18 protein-coding genes, 3 tRNA genes and 1 other RNA gene are annotated in these 24,214 nt (G+C 37.6%); 2 read left to right on the forward strand and 20 right to left on the reverse strand.

What is annotated here, in order from left to right; translation table 11 throughout:
* Positions 1-219 precede the first annotated feature (219 nt).
* Both P9L98_03940 and P9L98_03945 read left to right on the forward strand, forming a co-directional pair.
* The gene (locus tag P9L98_03940) at positions 220-1,812 is read left to right on the forward strand and encodes a glycosyltransferase family 39 protein (protein MDP8216453.1); all 1,593 of its coding nucleotides are present in this window, start codon (positions 220-222) and stop codon (positions 1,810-1,812) included.
* Positions 1,790-2,926: a nucleotidyltransferase family protein gene (locus P9L98_03945; protein MDP8216454.1), complete on the forward strand. Its 1,137-nt coding sequence runs from the start codon at positions 1,790-1,792 to the stop codon at positions 2,924-2,926. The genes P9L98_03940 and P9L98_03945 overlap by 23 nt, the downstream gene beginning before the upstream one ends.
* Here P9L98_03945 and P9L98_03950 read toward each other — a convergent pair.
* The 20 genes from P9L98_03950 to uppS form a co-directional block, all read right to left on the reverse strand.
* Positions 2,892-3,344 (reverse strand): S24/S26 family peptidase, encoded by a 453-nt coding sequence (locus tag P9L98_03950; GenBank protein ID MDP8216455.1) that lies wholly within the window; start codon positions 3,342-3,344, stop codon positions 2,892-2,894. The two genes, P9L98_03945 and P9L98_03950, sit on opposite strands and share 35 nt — an antisense overlap.
* Before the next feature lie 44 nt (positions 3,345-3,388).
* Positions 3,389-4,399, reverse strand: coding sequence for a hypothetical protein (locus P9L98_03955; protein ID MDP8216456.1), 1,011 nt, complete (start codon positions 4,397-4,399; stop codon positions 3,389-3,391).
* A 557-nt stretch (positions 4,400-4,956) separates the two neighbouring features.
* Positions 4,957-5,430: a hypothetical protein gene (locus P9L98_03960; protein ID MDP8216457.1), complete on the reverse strand. Its 474-nt coding sequence runs from the start codon at positions 5,428-5,430 to the stop codon at positions 4,957-4,959.
* Positions 5,431-5,434: 4 nt separating this feature from the next.
* Positions 5,435-6,814, reverse strand: a complete 1,380-nt coding sequence (locus P9L98_03965) for a glucoamylase family protein (GenBank protein ID MDP8216458.1) — start codon at positions 6,812-6,814, stop codon at positions 5,435-5,437.
* Positions 6,815-7,053: 239 nt separating this feature from the next.
* An RNA gene (gene rnpB, locus P9L98_03970) (RNase P RNA component class A) lies at positions 7,054-7,360 on the reverse strand.
* Between the two features lies 1 nt (position 7,361).
* Entirely contained in the window at positions 7,362-7,775 is a 414-nt protein-coding gene (locus tag P9L98_03975) for a ribonuclease HI family protein (GenBank protein MDP8216459.1), read from the reverse strand.
* Positions 7,768-8,487 (reverse strand): C4-type zinc ribbon domain-containing protein, encoded by a 720-nt coding sequence (locus P9L98_03980; GenBank protein ID MDP8216460.1) that lies wholly within the window; start codon positions 8,485-8,487, stop codon positions 7,768-7,770. The genes P9L98_03975 and P9L98_03980 overlap by 8 nt, the downstream gene beginning before the upstream one ends.
* 14 nt (positions 8,488-8,501) lie before the next feature.
* Positions 8,502-8,575 (reverse strand) — tRNA-Val (locus P9L98_03985).
* A gap of 29 nt (positions 8,576-8,604) precedes the next feature.
* A tRNA-Ile gene (locus P9L98_03990) sits at positions 8,605-8,677 on the reverse strand.
* A 73-nt stretch (positions 8,678-8,750) separates the two neighbouring features.
* Entirely contained in the window at positions 8,751-9,566 is an 816-nt protein-coding gene (locus P9L98_03995) for an inositol monophosphatase family protein (GenBank protein ID MDP8216461.1), read from the reverse strand.
* A gap of 189 nt (positions 9,567-9,755) precedes the next feature.
* Positions 9,756-11,459, reverse strand: a complete 1,704-nt coding sequence (locus tag P9L98_04000; GenBank protein MDP8216462.1) for a hypothetical protein — start codon at positions 11,457-11,459, stop codon at positions 9,756-9,758.
* The gene (locus P9L98_04005) at positions 11,414-15,952 is read right to left on the reverse strand and encodes a hypothetical protein (protein ID MDP8216463.1); all 4,539 of its coding nucleotides are present in this window, start codon (positions 15,950-15,952) and stop codon (positions 11,414-11,416) included. Before P9L98_04005 ends, P9L98_04000 begins: the two co-directional genes overlap by 46 nt.
* 162 nt (positions 15,953-16,114) lie before the next feature.
* The gene (locus tag P9L98_04010) at positions 16,115-17,563 is read right to left on the reverse strand and encodes a glycosyltransferase family 39 protein (GenBank protein MDP8216464.1); all 1,449 of its coding nucleotides are present in this window, start codon (positions 17,561-17,563) and stop codon (positions 16,115-16,117) included.
* A 62-nt stretch (positions 17,564-17,625) separates the two neighbouring features.
* Positions 17,626-17,701 (reverse strand) — tRNA-Asp (locus P9L98_04015).
* Positions 17,702-17,758: 57 nt separating this feature from the next.
* Positions 17,759-19,450: a proline--tRNA ligase gene (locus P9L98_04020; protein ID MDP8216465.1), complete on the reverse strand. Its 1,692-nt coding sequence runs from the start codon at positions 19,448-19,450 to the stop codon at positions 17,759-17,761.
* On the reverse strand, positions 19,447-20,490 hold the full coding sequence (gene ispG / locus P9L98_04025; GenBank protein MDP8216466.1) for a flavodoxin-dependent (E)-4-hydroxy-3-methylbut-2-enyl-diphosphate synthase: 1,044 nt from the start codon (positions 20,488-20,490) through the stop codon (positions 19,447-19,449). Before ispG ends, P9L98_04020 begins: the two co-directional genes overlap by 4 nt.
* Positions 20,487-21,539, reverse strand: coding sequence for an RIP metalloprotease RseP (gene rseP / locus P9L98_04030; GenBank protein MDP8216467.1), 1,053 nt, complete (start codon positions 21,537-21,539; stop codon positions 20,487-20,489). The genes ispG and rseP overlap by 4 nt, the downstream gene beginning before the upstream one ends.
* Entirely contained in the window at positions 21,536-22,675 is a 1,140-nt protein-coding gene (gene dxr / locus P9L98_04035; protein ID MDP8216468.1) for a 1-deoxy-D-xylulose-5-phosphate reductoisomerase, read from the reverse strand. The genes rseP and dxr overlap by 4 nt, the downstream gene beginning before the upstream one ends.
* Positions 22,672-23,493 (reverse strand): phosphatidate cytidylyltransferase, encoded by an 822-nt coding sequence (locus P9L98_04040; protein ID MDP8216469.1) that lies wholly within the window; start codon positions 23,491-23,493, stop codon positions 22,672-22,674. Before P9L98_04040 ends, dxr begins: the two co-directional genes overlap by 4 nt.
* Entirely contained in the window at positions 23,480-24,193 is a 714-nt protein-coding gene (gene uppS / locus P9L98_04045) for a polyprenyl diphosphate synthase (protein MDP8216470.1), read from the reverse strand. Before uppS ends, P9L98_04040 begins: the two co-directional genes overlap by 14 nt.
* Positions 24,194-24,214: the final 21 nt, after the last annotated feature.

The raw sequence follows: 24,214 nt of genomic DNA on the forward strand, positions 1-24,214 counted from the left end.
ATTTCGCAGGTTTGAAAAAAACAATAAAAATACTGCCAGCTAAAATATGGGGTGTTTTTGAAAAAAAAGCACCTTCTTTCGAGAAATTCCAAAGGTACCGACTCTCTAAATAGCGAAAAAAAAACGGGATTTGAGAATAGTTGTCTCAGCTTATAAATATTGTAACTTCTATAATATATTGACTTTTTATCCTCTAAATTTTACCATTGGTTAGGAATAATGTTAAAACAATTTAAATCTAATCCAAAAAATATAGCTCTCATAGTTATAACAGGAACTATCCTTCGTCTATATAAATTAGGCTATCATGACTTCTGGTATGATGAAGCGATGAGCATAGCGTTGGCTCGAGTACCTCTAAACATTACCACTCCCCCTCTCTACTATCTTCTTCTTAATATATGGATGAAATTGTTCCCAATTAATGAGTTTTATCTTCGATTACCTTCATTGCTTTTCAGCGCTGTATCTATACTATTAATTTTCATTCTGGGTAAAAAATTATTCAGTCCCAACATTGCTCTTTTTGCAGCTGCTATAATGAGCTTTTGCCCTTTTCATATCTGGTATGCTCAAGAAGCCCGTCCCTATAGCCTGCTTTTATTGTTAGGCCTTTTATCTACTTTTTTACTTTATCAAGCCTTAACCAAAAACAAAACATACCTTCTAATATTATTTATATTAACTTCTGTTTTAGGACTCTATACAAGCTATTTTTTCGGAGTCCTTTTTGCCTGTCAATTATTGACTATACTTTTTCTTTTCAAAAAATTTAAATTTAAATTCACAGGAATATTTTTCCTCTTTTTTACCCCGATATTTATCTTCTTACCCTGGCTATTAAAATTTTTAAGAAGATTATGCTACATTTACCAAGGCTTCTGGATACCTGAACCTAATTTTAAATCTTTGCTGATAACTTTAGAAAATTTAAATGTTGGATACAATGCACTGCCCATTATCTATATCCTCGCAAATGTTGTAACACTAATTTCAGCAATTTATATTCTTTTAAATATTAATAAATTACCCTGGAAAAAGGTAAATTTAGTTTTTATATTATCTCTATTTTTACTTCCTATTTTCCTAATATTTGTATTTTCAAAATTTGTTACTTCCATCTATTTAGACCGAGCATTCTTAATATTTAGCCCTTATTATTACTTGTTTTTAAGCCTGGGTATCTGCTCGATTAAACCGAAGCGATTCAAAAACATTGTAATCTCTCTATTTTTTATTTTACTCTTCTATGGAAATTATGCTTATTTTACTGACAAGATGCCCTCATCAGAAATTCATCATATGGGGGCAATGCTTAAAAAACAGGTTAAACCAGCAGTTGAATTTATATCTAACAATTATAAATCGGAAGATTTAATTGCCTATACTAATTTTTCTTTTCCAATATTATTCAATTATTATTCTTCACCTGAAGCTTTAGAGACTAACTCTCACACTATTTTCAAATTCTTTAACAAGAAGAATTTACCGCAGCATACTTCTTCACACAAAACTTCTGCAAAGATGGTTAAAACCTTCGATCAGAAATACTTTATAATACCGTCTGCTCAAGACCCCTACTGGAGAAGAGGATATGCAGCTGACTATAGTATTATTAATTTGGAGAAACATTCTCCGGCTAAAGAGATTAAGACCATTTGGCTTATTTCAACTAACTGGCAAAGAGATGGTCAGTTGGATGAAAATTCCCAAGCTGTAAACAGATGGATGGATAAAAATTATAATCTTATTCTTGAAAAAGAATTTCAGGGTATATTTATATTTAAATATGTTAAAAACTTCCGAGATTAATCTATTACTTTCTTTAATTCGGAATAGTAATCCTAAAATAAAAAAAGATATAAATTGGAGCATATTTATACAGCATCTCATTACTCATGAATTAATGCCTTTTGCTTACCAAAGATTAAAACATAGAAAAGATATAGTTCCCTCCAGTATCTATAGTCGTCTTAAAAACAGTTATTATTACAATCTATCCCGTGATAATAATCTCTGGCAGGAATTTTTAAATATTGTTGATAATTTTAAGCGCAGCAATATAACCCTATTACCTATTAAAGGTATGGATTTATTTCTAAGATTCTATCCTGATTATTACTGGCGAGCTATGTCTGATATAGATATTTTGATAAAAGAAGAAGATTTCGATAAGAGTAATAAAATTTTATCCCAATTAGGCTATAAAAAAGAACTGTTAGGACATAGAGAAAGATATTGGCGTAAAAACCAATGTCATGTTTCGTTTAAAAAATTAGGTATATTCTTAGAGGTTCACTGGGCATTGGATTTTAAAAGGAAAAATAGAATTTTATTAGATCATCTTTGGAGAAGAATAAAACAAGTAAATATAGAAAATAGAAAGATAGATATTTTATCTGCAGAAGATTCGGTATTTAGTCTTGCTTTACATAACCGCCGTATGGGAAGAATACTTTCTCTAAAGCAGATCTTAGATACATCAAATATTATAAATAGCACCCTGCGTTTTGACTGGAACTATATATTAAAAGAAACACAGCAAAGTAAATTACAGGCAACAATTTATTTTTCTCTTACACAGGCGAAATTTTTTACTAATGCAAAAATACCTTCATCGTTTATCCAAAGACTGACTATACCCTGCTGGCAGAAAGAAACAATTCAGAAATTTATATTCAACAATACATTTCCTCAAAATTTCAATTTTGATATCAAGAGAGACTATCTTAAAACACATTTTCTTATTTATGATAAAATACGAGAACCCATCTGTTACATTATAAATATTCCTTATGAGCAATTCTGCAAATTTTACAACTTGAAATTATATAGAGAAAAAACAAATCTTTTATACAGAATGCGTTTAATTTTTATCCCGTTCAATCTGTTTAAAAAGATATTTTCCGGAAAAATACCTTTTTAAAAGGCCTAAGAATTATCTTTGCAATAGGGGCAAATTTAACAATGGCCCAATTCAGATACTTACTCCATATTCTATCCAGCCTTGATATTCGACCATTTCGTAAAATACCAACAGCTTTACCTATGAGCTGTTCTTCAAGTATCGGTGAATTTAATTTTATCTGATTATCTCCGCGCGGATATAAGAAATATCTGTTTTGAGAGATGATTTTTTTTACCAAACGATGGCAGGTAATCTGTTTATTAGAACGGTATACTATTATATCTCCGATATGTAAATTACTTGACTCTGTTTTCTTTACTACGACTTTCTCACCACTTTTAAGAAAAGGCCACATACTAAAACCAACTGTCCCCAATACAAACATATCCTTCTTCTCTACCGCAAAATCTCTATTCATCTGTATCTTTAGATCCATCTCTGATTTTGAGCCTCTACAGATCTATAATTCTAATTCCGTGCTTATCTGTGACTTACACTTCTTATAAACCGTACTATTTCTCTCTCTTTACGAAAACCTAATTTAAAACAGGGGATTTCCTTTATTAAGTCTAAACAGAAAGAACTTGAAATATTCATCTTATTTTCATTCCAAAAAACAGGAAATATATTAGGGAACATTAACTCAAAAGCTTTCCTATTACTTACATTCTTAATACTATTTTTTTTACTATGATAAATAAAGAGTATTTTCTTTAACTTTGCCGGCTCTGTTTCTGACTTAAGATAATCTTTAAAATCTCCATGCCAAGGTGTAGCATAAAGAGAATACTCCCCATTCTGTTTCCTTACAATCATTCTATCATCATTCAATATCTTTGCCCGGCTATATCTATGCCATAATCTTGCCATTGTAGATTTCCCTGCCCCAGATGGACCAATAAATAACATTCCACTCCCATCAATATCTTTAATTCCTGTACCATGAAAAAAAATTCCGTTCCTTTGAGTGAGATAATTTATTAAAAGAACCTGCAAAAAAGTATAAATTATCTGGTGACTATTCCACGACCACGAATCTTTACGAATTATACTTGAATTATCCCGAATTTTTAATCTACGATGACCTGCTCCTGGTTCATAATAATTTATGTTTTTAAAGCTGTTTTCATCTGTATCCGATAAATAGACATCTCCCTGATTAAAATCTTTATTTAAAAAAATAATACCTTCTATTTCTCCCGGATTGTGGAGAGCATACTGCTCTAAAACAAATCCTCCACCCCTCTTATATATCCTCCAGTTATCTGCATTATCTACAGGATGGATTGTCTCAAACAATCTCTCTGCCTCACCTACTTTAGGTAACCTGTCTACTACTTTTATTTTAAGCCTGATAGCAGGGCTTTCTCTGCCTTTATAAACAAAATTAGAAAACCTCCAGTCATAGGATTTGTTTAAAGGTTTTAATGGAAATTTACTTTTACAGGATATAATTATATCACCAATTTTTAATTTTAAACTATTATCCATTTTTTATATACCGATTGATACCAGAACTAAATCATCTATAGAATATCCCATCAAACTATTAGTAAAGCCAAGAATACCTTAATACTTTTCCCGTCTTATGTTTCAGCACAAAAGAACCGTTCTGTAATTTTTGACTCAATTATAATTATCTAAAGTACCTTTTCTATATTCACCCTGTCAAATTTAAACATTCTTCTAAACAGTTTTATACCTTGTCTTTTTATCAAACAGTAAAAGTAAAAGTTTTTGAATCTTAAAAGTTCTCATTCTTGGTTAGAGTTAACTATCTTGGTCTTCTCAGGATGAAGTTTAAATTTTAATATCTCTTTTAATAAATTCCTTACCGCATTCTATTCTGACTAATTCTTATTTAATCTTATCCAAAATAACAAAATTACTACAGCAATGCAAATAAAATTTTTGTTTATGCTGCTGAGGAGTGAACTGTCCGGTTTTACAAATGCTATAATTATCTCTCAAGAAAGGAGGCAATATGATAGAGAAGGCTATTATCACAATGGTGTTACAATAAAAATCACCCACTTTATATCCTAACTTCAGTTAATAATATACTGCATAATCACAACTCCCAGATCCATACAGCTTATACAGCCTCCGGATGAATTTAAATCTATAAGCATTGCAAGCTTATCAGGGTCTGGCTCTCTTCCCTGATAGATCAACCTATCCTCTAACTTCATAAGAGCAAACTCTATATAAGCAACACCCTTCTCATCTATTATCTCTATCTCAATTATTCCTGCATCATATAGGGCATCACTAAAGAACTCCTTAATGCTAGGATAATTGACAACAATATCATTAAAACTATTGTAATCATTTTTAGAGGCTTGGCGAAGCAGGTTATACATAACTTTAACATCTCCATTCTTCTCTCTATCTATCTCCTTAACTTTTTCCCTGATAATAGAATCTATGTTTAAATCACCGCGATAGGCATAATCAGAAGCATAAGAACGGAGAGTTAGCAACAAATTAAATATCAGAAACAGCCAAACAAACTTTCCCATAATATTATCTCCTTACAAGATAAGTAAAGTAAGCCGGGAATGTCTTAAGCAGAGCAAACTGAACATTGCGACTCTGCATAAAGTTCTTCCAGATAAACTCGGAGAAATAGTTCTCAACCATCAGAGCCGGAAAGATCACATCCATTCCGACTATCCAGTGAGAGTTTACTTCCGGCACACCCTCTCTATCTAAAGAGCCTGCATCCATCGATTCAACCAAAAGACCCGACCTATCAAAGGCTTTATCGCGTATCTTATAGAACATTAGGAATGCGGGGTTATCCAAGATGGCATATTCCTGAAAAAATGGCATCGAACCTATTGCTGCATAAGGAGCAACCGGCTTAATCCCGTTCTTTGAATTATAGAATCTCTCAGCTTCTCCAGCACCTGAAAGCGCTCCGCCAACTCTATCTCTATATTCCATAACACTTGAACCCATAGAGACCTTAGACCAGCATGCGCTTATACCAAAGATATTTTCTGGATAGTTATTATCAGAACACCATCTAATGTCAGCTAATACAGCATCTTTCGTATTCTCCCACCAGTCAACATTGTAAAGGAGATCATTGTCCAACCTTCTAAAATCAATAAAAGCATGAGCAAAGAGGTAAGTAAAGAGTGAACCGTACCAGGAATAGACATACTTACGGTCTTTATAGATACCCTCTTTCACTGTAATATTTCCAAAAGAGTCCCTGATATCTATTCTATAATCTACAACAGGTGAGCCCTGAGCAAGTATTGATATCAAAAGTATCTCATCTGTATAATAGTCCCAAAAACCAAAGAACCCGCTGTTCCAACCCATATGAAACTGCCTTCTACCGCTATGAAAGAACTCTCTCCACTCTATATTGGAATAAAATTCATTCGCCTTCTCTCTACACTCAGGATAACCCTGAGATATCAGATATTCAGATGCTGTGATTATACCTGCTAAAAGAATCGAGGTATCTATTATCGAAACTTCAACTCCGGATTTATGAACAAAACTCTTACCCGATATATCTGGAACATAAAAATGATAGAGAAAACCGGAAAAATTCTGACCTTTGGTTTTCTGAAGTTTTAAACAGCTTTCAACTGTCTCTAAAAACATGTCTTTCGCCTTCTCTTTTGAGATCAAACCTTTTTGAGCAGAGAGAGCCAGACCGGCAAGAGCAAAACCTGAAGTCGCTATATCAACCTCTTTGATGTAGGGCGAACTTTTATAAAGCCCGTTTATCCTAAAGAACTTTTGATAGCAATAATTTAACTGCTGAGTCTGAAAATCCTTCAGCATATCTACGGCCTGATAAACCTCTAAATTTGAAGCTAAAACAGCTCTGACCTGAACTGTTAAAATCAGAGCAACTACTATCTCTCTTAATATCTTCATCTTAACTTATAAATAGCAATATATATGCCAAATATAAATAACAGAGCTTATTACTGTAAGTAATTATAGACAAAGGTGTTAAGCGGAAAATGCTTTTTGACTCCCTAAAAAATTAAAAGTACAATAGTACAATATTTTCTAATCTAACTTAATAAATATTTAATAAATGCATTTAAGATTATATTACCTAAATCGTTAAAATTAAATGGGGTTAGAGTAAACTTTAGTTGCAGTTTATGGGTAGAGGCAGGTCCGTAAGCCGAATTCTGTTTTAGATAACCATCTGTCTACTATCCGAATTGCTTCGGATATTTAGCGGTTAACCCGCCCGCTGGGCCGGGCCAGCCTTAAACGCGGACTATTCAACCTTAACTCGCATAGAGATTGCCACGTTTCACCTCTCCCAGTTCAGGGAGAACTCGTCTCTGCGGCTCTTATCCTGACAGGTCTAAAAAACCTGCGTTCCGACGTTATCGGAATATGCTCACCCTCTGAGTTCGGACTTTCCTCCCTTTCAAAAGAAAGAGCGGCTATCCAACCTGCCTCTTTAAAATAAAACATCCTTGGATTCTGCAGCAGAATAAGCAAGCTTATCCGCCTCTCTATTCTCTTCCCGCAAAATATGATTAAACTCTATACTTTCAAAATTATTCAGTAAGTACTTTATATTTACAAGGAGAGGTTTTAAATGTTCCTTCTTTGTCTTATACTCCCCCTTAACCTGCTTAACCAGCAACTCGCTATCTAAAAACACCTTTAAATCATCTATCCCTAAAAGCAGCGCTTCGGTAAGACCAACGATAAGGGCCAAATATTCAGCAACATTATTAGTACTAGAACCAATGGGCAGAGAGAGCTCTTTTAAGATAACCCCATGAGAATCTTTGATCACAACACCAACCCCGGCTGGGCCAGGATTACCGCGGGAAGAACCATCTGAATAAAGCCTAAAACTACTCATCGAGATAGAATATCCTAGAGCAGCGCTCACAAGTAACAATACTGCTTGCTCTCTTTATCTCATTTATAGTTTGAGGACGTAAACTTAAATGGCAGCCACCGCAAGCACCATCAACAACTGGAACAATAGCTAAACCATCCTTGCTCTCAATCAATCTTTCATAAATAGAGAGAACCTCAGGGTCTACCTCTTGAGCGATTTTGCCTCTCTCTACTTTTTGAGATTGAATCTTCTGTTCAATTACAGCCACATCCTGCTTAACTTTATATTCTTCCTGCTGAAACTCTTCTTTAAACTTCTTGAACTCATTCTTCTCTCTGTTAAGCCTTAAGTCTATCTCATCCATGCTATCCATTAGCTTCAATATCTCGTCTTCAATGCATGAATTATCGGCCTTCTTACCCTCTATCTCACCTAAAAGAGCTTTATACTCTTTGTTCGTCTTTACTTGAAGAAGCTGCTGCTGAAACTTCCGGATCCCCTCTTCGGCAATCTGGAGTTCTAACTCCTTATCTTTTATCTTAACCTGCAGATCCTTGATCTCTTCTTCAATTCTATCAATCTCTTCTTTTTTCTGATCTAACTCAAGCCTAAAGTCCTGAAGTTTTTTAGGCATATCCTCTTTACGAAAACTCAAATCACGGAGCCTGGAATCATACCCCTGGAGCTCTTTTAAAAATTCTATCTGCTTTTTAAAGTCTTGCACTTTCATATAAGTTCATCAACTGGGCGATAGAGGACTCGAACCTCCGACATCCACGATGTGAACGTGGCGCTCTAACCAGCTGAGCTAACCGCCCGCTCAACACTTTCTAACCATACTATTAAATGGTCCCGCCAGGACTTGAACCTGGAACCAACTGATTATGAGTCAGCTGCTCTGCCAATTGAGCTACGAGACCAATCAATCAGCAAATGTTAATTTTAGCATATCAAATTAAAAAAGCAACACAACTTTACTAAAACTTGCCCAGTTTAGGAACCAAACCGTTTAGGTTTAATCCTTGCCGAGTTACCTTCTAAAGATATGATTCTTAACATCTCCTGGTGCAATAACCCGTTAGAAGAGAGTATATTAGGATAGAAAGGATTGAAATCTCCCCCGTCCATTCGCGTAACCCTGCCTCCAGCCTCTTCAATGAGGAGAATACCGGCTGCGGTATCCCAGGGATTCAAGCCCAGTTCCCAGAAACCATCCAATCTACCAGATGCGACATAAGCAAGGTCTAAAGCCGCAGCACCGCATCGACGTACACCTTGAGCATGGTATATGAAATTAGAGAAATGTTCTATGTTGGTATCTGACTGATCTTTAAAATCATAGTAGAATCCTGTTGCAACTAAGCTACGGCTTATCTTATCTATTTTCGAGACTGAAATCTTCTTTCCGTTTAAGCAGGCACCCTCTTTTGATATTGCTGAAAAGATCTCTTTTCGCGTTGGGTCATAGATAACTCCAAGAATAGGATTCTTATCTTTTAACAATGCTATTGAAACACAAAAAACCGGAAAAGTATGAGAGAAATTATTGGTACCATCTATCGGATCAACCAGCCAGTAATACTCACTATCGGCATCTCCTCCGAACTCCTCACCTACAAAATCAAAAGCAGGATACTTCCCAAAGAGATAACTCTTTATCATCTCCTCAGACCTTTTGTCTATTTCGGTGACCAGATTTCGCTCACCTTTAAACTCAATATTTTTTACCCTGCCAAGATTAGATAGAACATAATCTCCTGCATTTAAAGCAATATACTGAGAAGATTTGAGTATCTTCTTTAGATTCAAGCCTATTTTTCCTTCTTGTTCTTATTTGGCTTACCAGACATCCGCTTTCTTCTTCGCCTATTTTTCAGTCCTCTTGTCAACTTCTTACTCACAACTACCTCCTTTTCTTAAAAACATAGAATAATCTAACAACTAAAGATTAAAAAATCAATAAGAGTTTAAAAAAGATTATTATCAATCAGTTAAAAACTAACTTAAAGGACTCTTCTTTATATCTCTAAAGACTCTCTCTATTTTTAGCTTACCTCTAGGCTTATTGATATCATCCGGAATTACAATCTTATTGTTTACAAGAGATGCCCCAATAACACCACTCATCGACTGATGAAACAACCAGCCGGCAGCGCCGGTATACCCACTCCAGATCATACGTCCAACCTCGAAATTAGTAAGAATATCAGCCGGCTGCTTATTGGGCTGACCGCCGTAAATCTCTATCTTATCTTCTCCAACATGGCCAATGGGTGTTATCTTACGCCAAAGCCTATAACTGATGGCTCTATATTCATCAGCCTTCTTATAGTCACCCAACTTCTCAAAACGCTCTGTGAGAACTCTGGAAGCTCTTATGAGCCACTGTACACCGTGACAATACATTCCGTTTTCACGCACCCCCTCAGGATACCTTGAACTCCTTCCAAGGTAAGGCTTGGTATCCTCGCGTAACGCCGGCCAACCAAGCAAAATAACATCTTCTTTCTCAAGTACTTCCAATGCAGTATGGAACACTATCAACGACCTTTCTAAATTTACACCCGCTTTAACAGCCCAGGCAGCCGTTAAAGCATCTATCTCCCAGACACCGCTATCTTTTATTCCAATCTCTGTACCGTCATCGTGAATGGCACGTAAATACCTATCCTCTCTCCATGTACCTTCAAGAACATCTTCAAGTTTCTGCATCTTTCTTAGGTAGTGTTCTTTACGACCATGACCCTCTCTCTTTTCAATTATAGGAAGCATATGCCTTAAAACATAGTAGAGGAAGAACCCGAGCCATATACTCTCACCCCGCCCTTCGCTTCCTATTTCATCCAGGCCATCATTCCAATCTCCCGTTCTTATCAAGGGTATTCCATGTTCTCCCAATCGTTTTTCTAAAATAAGATCTATAGATCTTAAAGCATGCTTATAAACAGAATCTGCTCTGGTTGAACGATGATAGATATGACCCCAGCCTGTCTTATTATGCGGCAAATCGGCAAACGGAAACTCTGACCATACATATGATGTCATTTCATCCAATAACGAATAATCACCGGTAGTCCTAACATACTCTACAATGGCCCAGGGAAGCCAGAGCGGGTTATCTGAAGCATGGGAACGACAGGCAAAAGCAGTTCTGCCATCAAGCTGAGTAAAGAACCAGTGATAGACATCGCCTTCGAAGAATTGATGAGAAGCATGGAGAATAATCTGCTTTCTAGCCAGCGCAGGGTCTACCCAAATAAGGTTTACAGAGTCCTGAAGCTGATCCCTGAAACCATAGGCTCCGCTTGTTTGGTAAAATCCCCTCCGAGCCCAGATTCTCTCCGCCAAAGCTTGATATTTAAGCCAATTTTGATAGCGATCAAACTCAACTTGATTCGTCTTCACCTCTACTGTTCCCATTAAATTCAACCACCAACTACGCGTATTATTAAGACTCTTCTTAACATAATCCAAACTTTTATACTTTTTGGCTAATTTAAGTGCTTTATCTCTCTTATCTGTCTGACCAAGAATAAATGCGATTGTGTAATCTCCGCCTGCAGGAATATCCAGGGTGCTTAAAAGGGCTGCTATCTGTCTATCATCGTAGAGCTGAGCATTGTCAGCCTCACCCTTCTCTACCATAAACGGATGAGTTATACCTCTACCCAAACCAAAGAATCTCCCCCTCTTTGTCTCCACACCCTCAGAGAGAGTTGAGCTTGAAACAAAAGCCAGCCTTTACGGAACATATTACGAGGATTATAGAATAAAAGGACATCATTATCTTTGTCATAGCTTATCAATAACTCACCTGAGCGCTCAGGCATAAACTCAAGCACCATCTGGAAATAAGGAGCAATGCGGAATCTTTTTTTACGGCCGCTATTGTTCTTTATTTTCAAAAGATATACACCTAAAGGGTCATCCGGCGGTACAAAAACTGTAAGCTCGGTTGAAATATCCTTTCCTTTCATATGAAAGACCGCACTGCCATCGACACTGAACTCAGAGATATTTTTGACACTATTATCATTAAGCGGAAAATAGGTCGGAGAGTACCAGCTCTCTTCATCTATATCGTATAGATATATCGCCTCTCCGGGAATCTCTCTTGTAACCGTATCAGGCCAGTCTGGAGTCAAGCGGTTCTGCTGAGAGTTACCATTACAAGATGTATGAAGACCGCGATTTGTAACCATAACAGAGTGCCCCAGAGAGTTAGACATAGCATGGTCATAAGGTCTGGGAGTATAGGGAGTACGGACTAAAATTTTGTTTCCATTATCCATATATTCAGAATAAGGCTGCGGTGTTCCGGGAAGAATCTCTCCATGACCGATAAGTAATCTCTTCTCTCTCCTGGGTTCATAACCTACGGCAGTCTGCTTAGGTTGTAACAGTCTCTTCACCAGATCAAGAGCGCCGTTACGGCTCTCCTCGTATCCAATCATAAGATGTATAGTCTTAGAAGAGTTAGGGTCGAGCTCCACGTTAAGCATAAGACTCCCAATCGGGTCAAATGTCGGATAACGCTCGGTATTCTCGGCCTTCATGAAATCTAAAGTCTCAAGCACTCTTGGATTCCAGATGCTCTGAGCACGGCCAATGAAGTCCATTCTGGAAAATAGAATACCTTCGGGGGAAATGTCTGTCGCTAAAATACCCATAGAGTTAGTACATTTTTGCCAGGATAGAAGTGTATTAAAACCATTGATATACTCCATCTCAGGAAATAACCGCGCATACTGAGTATGGAACCTGTCATGCAAACCTCCATTAAGCACCCACTCTAAGTAGGGAACAACTTTTAAATTACGCTTGCTATCTTTAAGGTTTTTAATATTTATCTTCCATATCTCCGCCCTGCTCTCCTGATCAGATAAGGTTATATCAATAGTAGTTTTAATGCCGTTTGAAGAGTTGATAACTTTAAGAGAATCTGAGTTCATCTTGATCTCAGAAGGTTGAAACTTATCTTCCGGAAAATTACCCACTACAGGCCAATAGCGCTTTTCAGCATCGGCAGAGTTGTCAACTAAATACAGAATTCTACCGCAAGGATCTATAATATCGTAAGAACGTCTGGTAATATCATATTCCGGAGGATAGACGCCACTCTTCCTGTGGTCAACCTGACTATATATCTCTCCATTCTCCTTAAGAAATGTCCTGTACCCAACTCTATTGGCTATATGGTAGGTCTTTATGAATCTCTTTCTTGAACGCCGTCTAAAAGAACGGACCAAAAACGATATTCCGCTAAAAATAAAAACAGCAACAAAGAATGATAGCAACCTCTGGTATAGAACAACACCTTCTAAGAAAGCAAAAATACCTCCTCCAAGAGAATCACGTATAGCCGCTGATCTACTCCAGGCATAATTCCACTCCTCACCTCTTGGGAGATAAAACGGAATTAAAAGAGGGCCCCAGGTACAGAATCTTTTAACCGCTTCCGGAATGTAGCGTTGAGCTGTATCTATTTTGATAAACCGCGCAACTTTATCATCAAGCTTATCCAGTCCTATAAAACTTAAGTTGACCAACGTTGCGACACGCAGACCCATATGGTCCATCCAGATAAGAACCCTAAAGAAATCAAAAGCAAGTACATATACAAAGAGATTAAGGCTCCACTGTCTAAATGCCTGATCTGACATTGTTAAGTTATGATATATAGCAGAGAGCGTACGAATAGCTCCATCCTGATTATACCAGGTTGGATCCGGCATCATCCGCAAAAAGGTAAATATAATTGGCGACATCCATAAACCCCAACGCAAAACATATATCATATGTTCTATAAGCTGAGAGAATCCTTCTCTTGAGAAGAAAAATTTAATTGGTGCCTTATGTTTTTCAAAAAAAGCAAGAAGAAAGACTTTATTTATGGCAAATAACCAGGCGGCTATAGCCCAGTTAATAACTCCGGCAAGCGATTCATCAAACAATAATCTGACTCCGCCGCGATAGATTCCCAGATCTATCCGCCCCCACTTATTGACTAAAGGGTATGTAATATATTCCATAGCTTTAAACCCCGAGCTTGTATACAGCTTGAACTTCGCTACAACAACAGGGACCTGTAAAGCATCAAGATAGAAAGCCAACGCACTACCAATAAAAACACCTATGATAGCATCGACAAAATACCGTCTCCAGGATTGAATTCGCCCCTGAGATTTAAATCTATAGGCAGCGTCTCTTAAAATACTTATCCCTGCAGATGAGAAGATACCAAAGACTGCACCAAATATAACTCTGCCCGACATATTCCAGTTAATAAAATCACTGCTTAAAGCATAGGCAACCCCTATGCCTAAAATAGCTCCTCTTGCATAAAGCACATGGTCACGATAGCTGTAACGTGCCCTCTGAAAAAAAGGCAGGCTACCATCAAAAGTCTCTATAATGGTTTTAAACAACGGTAGGGCCAGTGCCCCGATAAAAATACCCAAAAGAAGGGGAATCTTCTCTGCCGATAGTTGCAATAGATTAAAATCCAGGAGCAGATAGATTGAGTACATGAACCCCATTAGAAGAGCACTGTAAGCCATTCCCTTTTTTACGCCTGTCTTTACATGTCCAGTCACGCTTTCCCATGAAGGAGCTACCCTGCGTCCGTAATCAAGAGCCATCCCAGTTAAGAAATAGACCACCCCCCACAGTCCTGCAAAAGAGAGCATGCTCGTCAATATAACCACAAATATCTTAACCACTTCAGGCAGAGATTCAACTCCGGCAGTAGAACCTAAGTTCGCAATCATAGGCGCAAGAACAACACCGACAGAGATAAATAAAATAAAGAGATGAAGCTTGCGTTTTTTAAGCAGTTCTCTCTTAACAACTAGGCTAAAACTATTGGCAATAGCCTCATTAAATCCAAATATAACAACAACTCTGCCCAAGGATTCTAAAAACCACCTAAATGAAGACAAAAACCCTAAAGTCAACACATTACCCAGTTGCTTAAGAAGTACCGGGGTCTGCAAAACCATTAACCAGTTAAGAAGAAAAGGTGTTAAGATGATAGAGAACCCTGTAAGAGCCCTGACGTGCTTACCACCAATTGCTAAAGAACGTGCATTGGACACCTGGTAGATTAAAAAGATGATTACTGCAGCATATTTATTTAACATTAGAACCTGACCAAAGGTAGAAGGAGCGAATAGAATACCTAGCTTGCTTGAAGATGCAGCTAAAAGCCCGACAATTAAGATGTTCTTGAATACCTGAAAAGGACTAAGATGCCTGCCTATAATTGTAAATTTAAGCAATTCTGCAATGACCGCACCCATCAAACTCAAAAAGAGAAACTCCAAACTGAAACCCTCATTTAAAGGGCAGATTGTACCAAGATAGCATATCCCAAAAGCAACCGCAGCTATTAATGTAAATGTCGACCCATAAAGCAAATCCTTTTTCACTTTAGTAAGAATAGAATTATCTGAGGAGTTGGATTTAACCCTAGACTCTGAATACCTTTCTATAGACCTTCTCTTCAGCAGTTTAATCACTGAATTAGCAAAAAAACCTACAATCGCACTCAACAAGAGAACTATAGCCAACCTAAAGAAGATATAATTTTTATGCAGAAAACTCTGTTTATAGAACTCAACATCAAAGTATAGAAAACCCTCTAATGCTTTATCTCCTGAAGCACCTCCAGAGGCAATAATCTCTTCCGCACTAGATATGGTAGTTACAACAAAACATACCTCTCTGAGATCACCTATTGTATTCCAGGCAACCTCCTCCCTGAAATATTTCCAATCATTCCTGAGATCAAGAGGTATCGATTGCATAGCGTTAGAACCTTTGATCTCCATCTTTACAGAGATTTCTTCCAACTGCTTTTTATTGGGCGCCTTGAGGGATATTTTAACAGCATCTACGCTATCTTTGCTCAAACTGGCAGGATAGTCTTTTGTCCATACCCCTACGATAGAACCTTGAGGCAACCAGTATTTAAACCTTAAGACATCCTTATCTATGACTTTGTCAAATACTCTGTCTGTTGAACCCAGCGCAACACCGATATTGAACGTTCCTTTTTGATTCGAATCTAGAATGCCGAAAGAGCTATCAACACTAGAAAACGCCGGGAGAGAGAGAAAGAATGAGATTAAAAAAACTGTGATTATTCCTGGATAGCAATTGCATTTTCTACAAAGTATCTCTTCTATTCTCATAACTCTAAACATTTTAAGCAATTAAAACAACTGGATTCCCAACAACCCCCCCCATCTTAAGCAATACTCTACATGGAGTCATTATTGTATAATATATTTTCAAAGAATGCAAATATAAATAGCTATTAAAAGAATACCTCTTATATGAAAACGAAATACCTCTTACCTTGGTATGTAATGGTGCAACTCAACCTCTCCATTTTTGGTCACAAAATATCTCGACATTTCTAAATCAGATTTAAGATAGAGATATCTCTTTAAAAATCTATCCGCTTCAATAGCAAGTACACCTCCAACCCACGGAAGCTTTGAGTTCGACCAAACTATATACCAAATTCCCGACTCTTTATCTATGGTAGGCATACCGCCCAAACCTATTCCTGCAACTGTGCTCTCTCCATCGTAATAATAACTGAAAGCACCGAGTGAAAAATCAGGCAATAACCAGATTTCATCCTGAATAGACTCATTCTCCTCAATATAATCTGCAATATTACCCCATGCGCTTTTTGGAATCTTAAAATATAAAATAGTATCATTAATATAAAGGCAACCCCAAAGAAGAATAAACAGCATTGCTATTTTTTTGCTTCTCTCATAAAGTCTAGCCATGGTATCTCCCCAACCTATAGCTATAAATGGCAGTAGATGAAAGAAGTATCGGGATTCAAACTTATAGCTTAAAGATAAAGATAGAAAAGAAACCAGCATCAATGTCAGACCAATTCTTTTGTGCTCTTTAGATAACTTTAGTAAACCAAATACAGACAATATCGCAAATAGAACAAATATAACAAAGTAAATCAAGGTCAAACTATAAGGGAGATCATAGAAACTCATTTCAGAAAAACCGGTTATATCCTTAAAAAATCTCAGGACCCAACCAATCATGTTAAGCAGCTGTGTCTTTAAAGCAAACTGGTGCTTGAGATAATAGCACTCCATCTCTATATTAAGAGACCGAGACAATATTGAAGAATATAAAAACAGGAAAGGAATCAAAACAAATATAGTCAAAAAAGATATCCTCCTATATATCTTGTTTTTAAACTTAAAAAAAAGGAAAGACAGCACTCCCAGATATGGAATTATACAAACGCTGCCATTGAGTAAGAACAAAAAAAGCGAACAGGAATAGAGAATAGAATATCTTGGGTAATCTTTGATAATCTTAATTAGAAAAAAAATCCAAAGACAGAAGAACAGTAAAGCCGCTGAATACATCCTTACCTCTTGAGCAAGAGTTAAACCGTATACTGAAAAAGAGAAGATAAATAGAGACCAGTGCCTTGCAATATTTGCTTTCAGCAACAACTTGCTTATATTAAAAAAGACTATTAATGAAAATATAGATGGAATTAAAGAAGGTAGGCGCAAAGAAAATTCTGAATCTCCAAAGACCATAATCCAAAATTTTAAAAACAGAAAGTAGAAAGGAAAATGGCCTGCATAAATTCTATCTGCCCAAATATTGTTTAAAGACAAGAACTTTGCTATATACCAACTAGTCCCCTCGTCTATCCACAGAAAATGAGTCTCTAACTTATGGAACCTTACAGCTGCTGCAACTATTATTATGACCGCAGGCAGATACCAAGCATCTCTTCTCATATCTTTAAAAAGTCAAGGGCTGTAGACAGATAGATGTTGCCATCTACTCTTTTGATTTAAGACGGGGACGACGGGAATCGAACCCGCGATCACCAGATCGACAGTCTGGGGTCTTAGGCCAGGCTAGACGACGTCCCCGTAAATGAGGTACGAATGCAAATAGTAATAGATTTTTTTATATCTGTCAACACTTAACTATTTCAATTTATCCAGTATCTGATCCAAGTTTTCAAACTCCAGTAAAACTTCCTGGCCTCTCTTCCTCAACTCAAACTTACCCTCTTTTACATAATTGGAACCCACTACTATCTGATACGGAATGCCTATCAAATCTGCATCATTAAATTTGTTTCCTGCTCGAATTGGCCTATCATCAAAAAGCACTTCCAATCCAGACTTCTCAAGAAACTGATATATCTCTTCAGATTTCCGGAGTATTTCCTCGTCGTCTATGTTTGTAGCTATAATGATCACTTTATAGGGCGCCAGAGCAGAATTCCATATAATACCTTTAGTATCATTGTTCTGCTCAATAAAAGAGGCTGCTATCCTATTGATCCCTATTCCATAGCAACCCATGATAATTTCACTGCTATTGCCTTTATCATCGACAAAGAGAGCCTCAAGAGGTTTGCTATAGCGGTTCCCAAGCTTGAATATATGTCCTATCTCAATCGCGCTTTGAATTTTTAAAGCCTTACCGCACTCAGGACATAAGTCAGACTCTTTGACGTTTCTGATATCACAAAACTCATCCAACTTAAAATCCCTGCCTTCTGATAAGTTCACCAGATGATAATCCTTTCTGTTTGCTCCTGCAACAGCACCTGATATACCTCTAACATCAAAATCAGCAATAGTTCTTAACTTTAAACCCAGAGGACCCGAAAATCCCGCATCTGCCCCAGTCTCACTCTTTATCTCAGAAGTTGTTGCCATTCTCAGCTCGCTGCATTTAAGTTTTTTACGCAGCTTAGCCTCATTAACATCGCTCTCTCCTCTCACAACTACAGCAATGAAGCTATTGCCGGATCTATATATTATGGTTTTTAAAAGCTTCTCAGCTGAAACTCCTAGAACTCCAGAAACATCAGCAACAGAACTAACACCCGGAGTATAGACTTCTTTAACAGGTTCTCCCCGGCTCTCTTCTCCCTTGACTACTTCCTCTTTTCTTCTTGCAACATCCAAGCTTGCTGAATAGTTACAACTAGAGCACAATACAACCCTATCCTCTCCGTATTCAGAAGGAGCCATAAACTCATGAGAGATATCTCCTCCCATTATCCCGGGATCCGCTTCAACGCTGAGGTAATTAAGCCCGCAGCTTTCAAATATATTGCAGTAGGCCTGGTGAATCTTTTTATAGCTATCATCCAGCGACTCCCAGTTAGCATTAAAACTGTAAGCATCCTTCATGATAAACTCACAGGTTCTTATTACACCGAATCTGGGCCTGGGCTCATCCCTGAATTTAGTTTGAATCTGGTAGAGGACCAGCGGCAGCTGTCTATAAGACTCAATCTCTTTTGAGACCAGCCAGGTTACAATCTCTTCATGGGTAGGCCCCAATATCATATTCTTCCCAGCCCTGTTTTTAAACTGAATTATATCTTCACCCAAAGTAGAGAGTCTGCCGGTTTTCTGCCAAAGCTCCTCAGGGTGTATAGCTGGAAGAAGCAGTTCTTGAGCTCCGGCTTTATTCATCTCTTCCCTCACTATAGTTATGACCTTCAGTAAAGTCTTAAAGCCTAAAGGAAGGTAAGAGTAAAGCCCTGAAGCTAAACGTCTTATCATGCCTGACTTAAGCATCAGTTGATGCGATATAGCCTCTGCATCCTTGGGCAGCTCTCTAATTGTCGGTAAAAAACCTTCTGAAAATCTCATATCATTTCTCTTACTTCCCGAACTAAAACAGTTATCAAACCCGCTTTATCCAGCTTTTTAATCTGTCTCCCTTTTTTAAATAGGATAGCACAGTTTTTTCCTCCTGCAACACCTATATCAGCGTCTTTAGCTTCGCCGGGTCCATTGACTTCACAACCCATAATAGCAACCTTCAGTCCCTTCCCTCTCTTTACCTTGACCAGCTCCTCTTTTGCTCTATTAGCCAAGTCCAATATATCAATCTGAGCCCTGCCGCATCCAGGACAAGATATAACTTCGATCCCAAACTTACGAAGCCCTAAAGCAGAGAGTATCTCTTTTGCAACTTCAACCTCACGAAACGTTGAATCAGTAAGAGAGACCCTGATAGTATCGCCCACTCCCTGCATAAGAAGAGCCCCGATGCCGATACTGGATTTAACAACAGCAGATATTCCCAGCCCTGTTGCAGTAACACCGACATGGAGTGGATAGTCAAACAAAGAGGCTGCCTTCAAATTAGCCAAGTAAGTATCCATAACAGTATTAGCTTTAAGGGATAGAAAGATATCTTTAAAATTTAAACCTTCCATATAGCTTAAATACTCCTTAAGAAGCTCTAACATTGAATCAACAGAGTCATATTTTTTTCTATAAATCTCAGGAACCGAACCGATATTAACCCCTACCCGAATTGGAATATTCTTTCTCTTAGCCGACAATACAATCTCTCTCAAACCCTCTTTTGAGATATTACCTGGATTAATCCTTACTGCATCTGCTCCAAGCTCTATCGCCGAGAGAGCAAGTTTAAAATCAAAATGGATATCCATCTCAACAGGAAGAAGGCTCTCTTTTATAATCCTCCCTATAAACCCAGTCTCATCTTCTTCTCTATATGCAATCCTTATAATCTCAGAGCCCGCTTCTTTTAATTGAGCTATCTCATCTATTATCTGGGAATATTTATCGGAACTCTTTTTGATCATGGTCTGCACAGAGACCGGATTATCTCCCCCGATCTCAACATCACCAACCCTGACCACTCTTCTCCTTCTCATTTAAAGAACACCCGCATTAAATCAAAATATGTAAGGTATAAAAGAAGAAAGAGCAACAAACCCATTCCTGCCTGAGTAAACCTCTCCTGGACAATAATAGAGACAGGCCTGCGGCGAATCCTCTCTATCAGGATAAAGAAAAGATGACCTCCATCTAAGACCGGAATAGGCAGCAGGTTAAAGATTGCAAGGCTAACATTTATTAATGCCATCAGAGTTAGCAGATAGCTTATGCCCATATCGGCCATCTTAGAGGATATATGAATGATACCTACCGGCCCTACGACTGAATCTTTAAGAGATAGCCTGCCGGTAACAATATTCAAGATAGCTCTTAGAGTCTTAGCAGAGATATCAAAGACAGTGGCTACTGACTCTTGAAGTGACTTATAAGGCCCGTATCTCTTTATAAATACATCCTCATCGTCCGGCGATATACCCAATAATCCAATTATCTTTTTCTGGCCGTCTAAGTCTAAGAGCTCCTTATCTTTAGTTTTAACTGCATAACTAAACTCACCCTGATTACGTTTTATGGTTATCTTTAGCTCCTGATTCGGCCTTGGATGTACTTCTGCTATTAAATCCTCCCAGCTTTTAACCTCCTCATTATCAACAGCAATTATCTTATCGCCAACTTTTAAACCCGAATCCTGGGCAGGATACCCCTCTTTAAAGCCGCCTATAGTAGTACCTATCACAGGAAAACCGCTGCTATAAAGTATAAAGAAGAGTATAAAAGCCAAAAGATAATTACCAAGAGGACCACCCAATATGATCAAGCTTCTCCTGCCGGGAGGTTGAGAAAGAAACTCACTTCTTTCGCCTTTTAACTCCTCTCTGGGGTTCTCGCCTGCCATCTTCACATAACCTCCAAGAGGAATAAGTGAGATCTTATACTCTGTTTCAGAGCTTTTAAAAGAGAATATTTTGGGTCCAAACCCAATCGAGAAAACCTCGACAGCAACACCCATTCTCTTAGCAACAATAAAATGGGATGCCTCATGCACAAATACAAGAAAACCAAAAGCAATGATAACTAAAATCATATCTTACCAACCTCCTTTATAATATCAGTAGATATCTCTTCTGCATCTCTAAAAACTCTCTCAATATCCTTCAGTGAGTCTATCTCAAAAACATCATGCCTCCTTACAGCTTCTTCAACAGAAGAGATTATATCTTTAAAAGCTATCTTAGAACCCAAAAACTCATTGACTATGATCTCATCAACTTTAACAATAAAAGCGGGTAAGCTTCCACCTCGCTCTAACGCATCATAAGCTATTCTTAAGGCCGGATAACTCTCTATAGATACCGCTTTAAAACTCATCTTCTCTAAGCTTCTCCAATCAATCCTCAAACCTGAATCAAACCTGTCAGGATACCCTAAAGCATGCGCTATAGATACCCTCATATCAGGCAGAGCCATTTCAGCAAATGTTGTTCCGTCTTTTAGCTCTATCATGGCATGGATAATTGCTTCTGGATGGATTATCACCTCCATAAAATCCGAGGAGAGACCAAAGAGATAGCAAGCCTCTATTACCTCAAAACCTTTATTCATCAAAGTAGCCGAATCTATTGTGATCTTATTTCCCATCTCCCACCTGGGGTGAGAGAGAGCCATATCCAAAGATACGTTCTCCAGTTCTCTATCTGAAAAATCCAGAAACGGCCCTCCAGAACAGGTTAAAAAGACCTTAGAGATCTCGTCTTTATCAACTCCTTTAAGAAGCTGAAATATCGCATTATGCTCACTGTCTAAAGGAATGATTTCAGAGCTACTGCTTGCTCTTATATTATTAACAATAGATCCTGCAGCTATTATCGCTTCTTTATTTGCAATAGCTAAATTAATATCGTTCTCTAGGGCAAATATTAGCGGTCTTATTGCATCTGTACCGGAAAGAGCTAAAATTAAAAGGTCTACCTTCTGACCAGCTACAAAGTTTAAAAAATCATTCTGGGATTCAAAAACCTCAAAGGGTAATCTGCCGATATCTTTAGCTCTATTTAAAAAAATATTATCTACTTTAAACTTTTTTGCCTGCTGAGCGAGAAGCTCTATATTTCTGTCAGAACCCAAAGCAACTATCTTAAAAAGACCGTTACTTTTCTCAACTATATCAAGAATCTGCCTGCCAACGCTGCCTGTTGAGCCCAAGATAGCAATCTTCTTCATTTAATTATAAAATTATGCATATAGATATAGTAAAACGGTAAAGCTATCAGGATGCTGTCTGATAGATCCAGTACACCGCCCAGACCAGGAATAGTCTTACCAGAATCTTTAACTCCGGCATCACGCTTAAGAACCGATTCTGAGAGATCCCCAAACTGAGCACATACACCCAAGATAAAACCTACGGTAAAAGCATGATAAAACGACATTACCCCCCAATAGATAGAGGCTGCACAGGAAACCGATATTGCAAACATAATACCGCCAATAAAACCCTCTATAGATTTTTTAGGGCTTATTCTAGGAATCAAAGGATGTCTGCCAAATTTTACACCAACGAGATAAGCACCTATATCTGTTGCTTTGATTACACAGATATAATATATTACTAAAGAGATACCTCCTTGAAGCATTCTAATCTTTATTAAAAATATTGCCGGTATCGTTATATATATTAACCCCAGCATGGTAAGCCCCAAACATAAAGCCGCATCTTTATTAGTCTTTCTCACCATCTGATAAAGAAAGAGCAATATTAATGCAAAAGAGAGCGGATATACAAGATATGCAAAACCAAGATTCTCTTTTAAAGAGACCGCGAAGAGAAGGTATGAGACTATAAAGCCAATACCGGGGTATATGCTGCCGTATCTCTTTGCAATAATCCTGTAAAACTCCCAAAGTGCAACCGTAGCAAGCATTACGATCAAAGAGGTATATATAAAGAGGTTGGCAAATATTATAACCCAGAATATAAACAGGATTATTACTATACTGCTAATAATTCTTTTAACTAAATTCCTATCAAAGAGATCCATATTTTCTCCTGCATTTTTTATAGTTTTTTATAGCTTTTATTAAATCTGACTTTCTAAAGTCAGGCCATAGTTTTGTTGTGGTATAAAGCTCTGTATAAGCTGCCTGCCAAAGTAAATAATTGCTAATACGGTATTCTCCTGCAGTACGAATCAAGAGATCGGGGTCGGGTAAATCAAAAGTATAAAGATAGTTGCTTAGGAAAGGTTCGTTGAATTCTTCAAGTTTAATCTTGCCAGATTTAAAATCGCTGGCAATTCTAACTGCTGCATTAACAATCTCTTGCCTAGCACCATAATTTATAGCTAAAGTCAGATTGAGCCTGTCAAAACCCTCTGTCTCGTGAATAACCTTCTCTATCTTCTGAGGAAGCTCACCAGGAAGAACTTTCCAATCTCCGATAATACGTACTCTTATATTCTTCTCCTCTGCAAGCTCGGTTAGATTGCTGCCTATATTCTCCTCCAACATCTTCATCAACATGTCAACCTCTTTCTTAGGCCTCTTCCAATTCTCTGTTGAAAAAGTATAGAGAGTCAGATACTCTATCCCTAACCCCAGGCAATAATCAATTACTCTGCGGACAGACCTTACCCCTCTGCTATGTCCATACCTGCGAGGAAGACCTTTGTTTGCAGCCCAGCGACCATTGCCATCCATTATAATCGCTATATGTTTTGGAACATTAATAATAGAAACCATGAATAGTTATTAGAAAATCTT

This window comes from Candidatus Kaelpia imicola (genome assembly GCA_030765505.1).
Classification (GTDB): Bacteria; Omnitrophota; Gorgyraeia; order Kaelpiales; family Kaelpiaceae; genus Kaelpia; species Kaelpia imicola.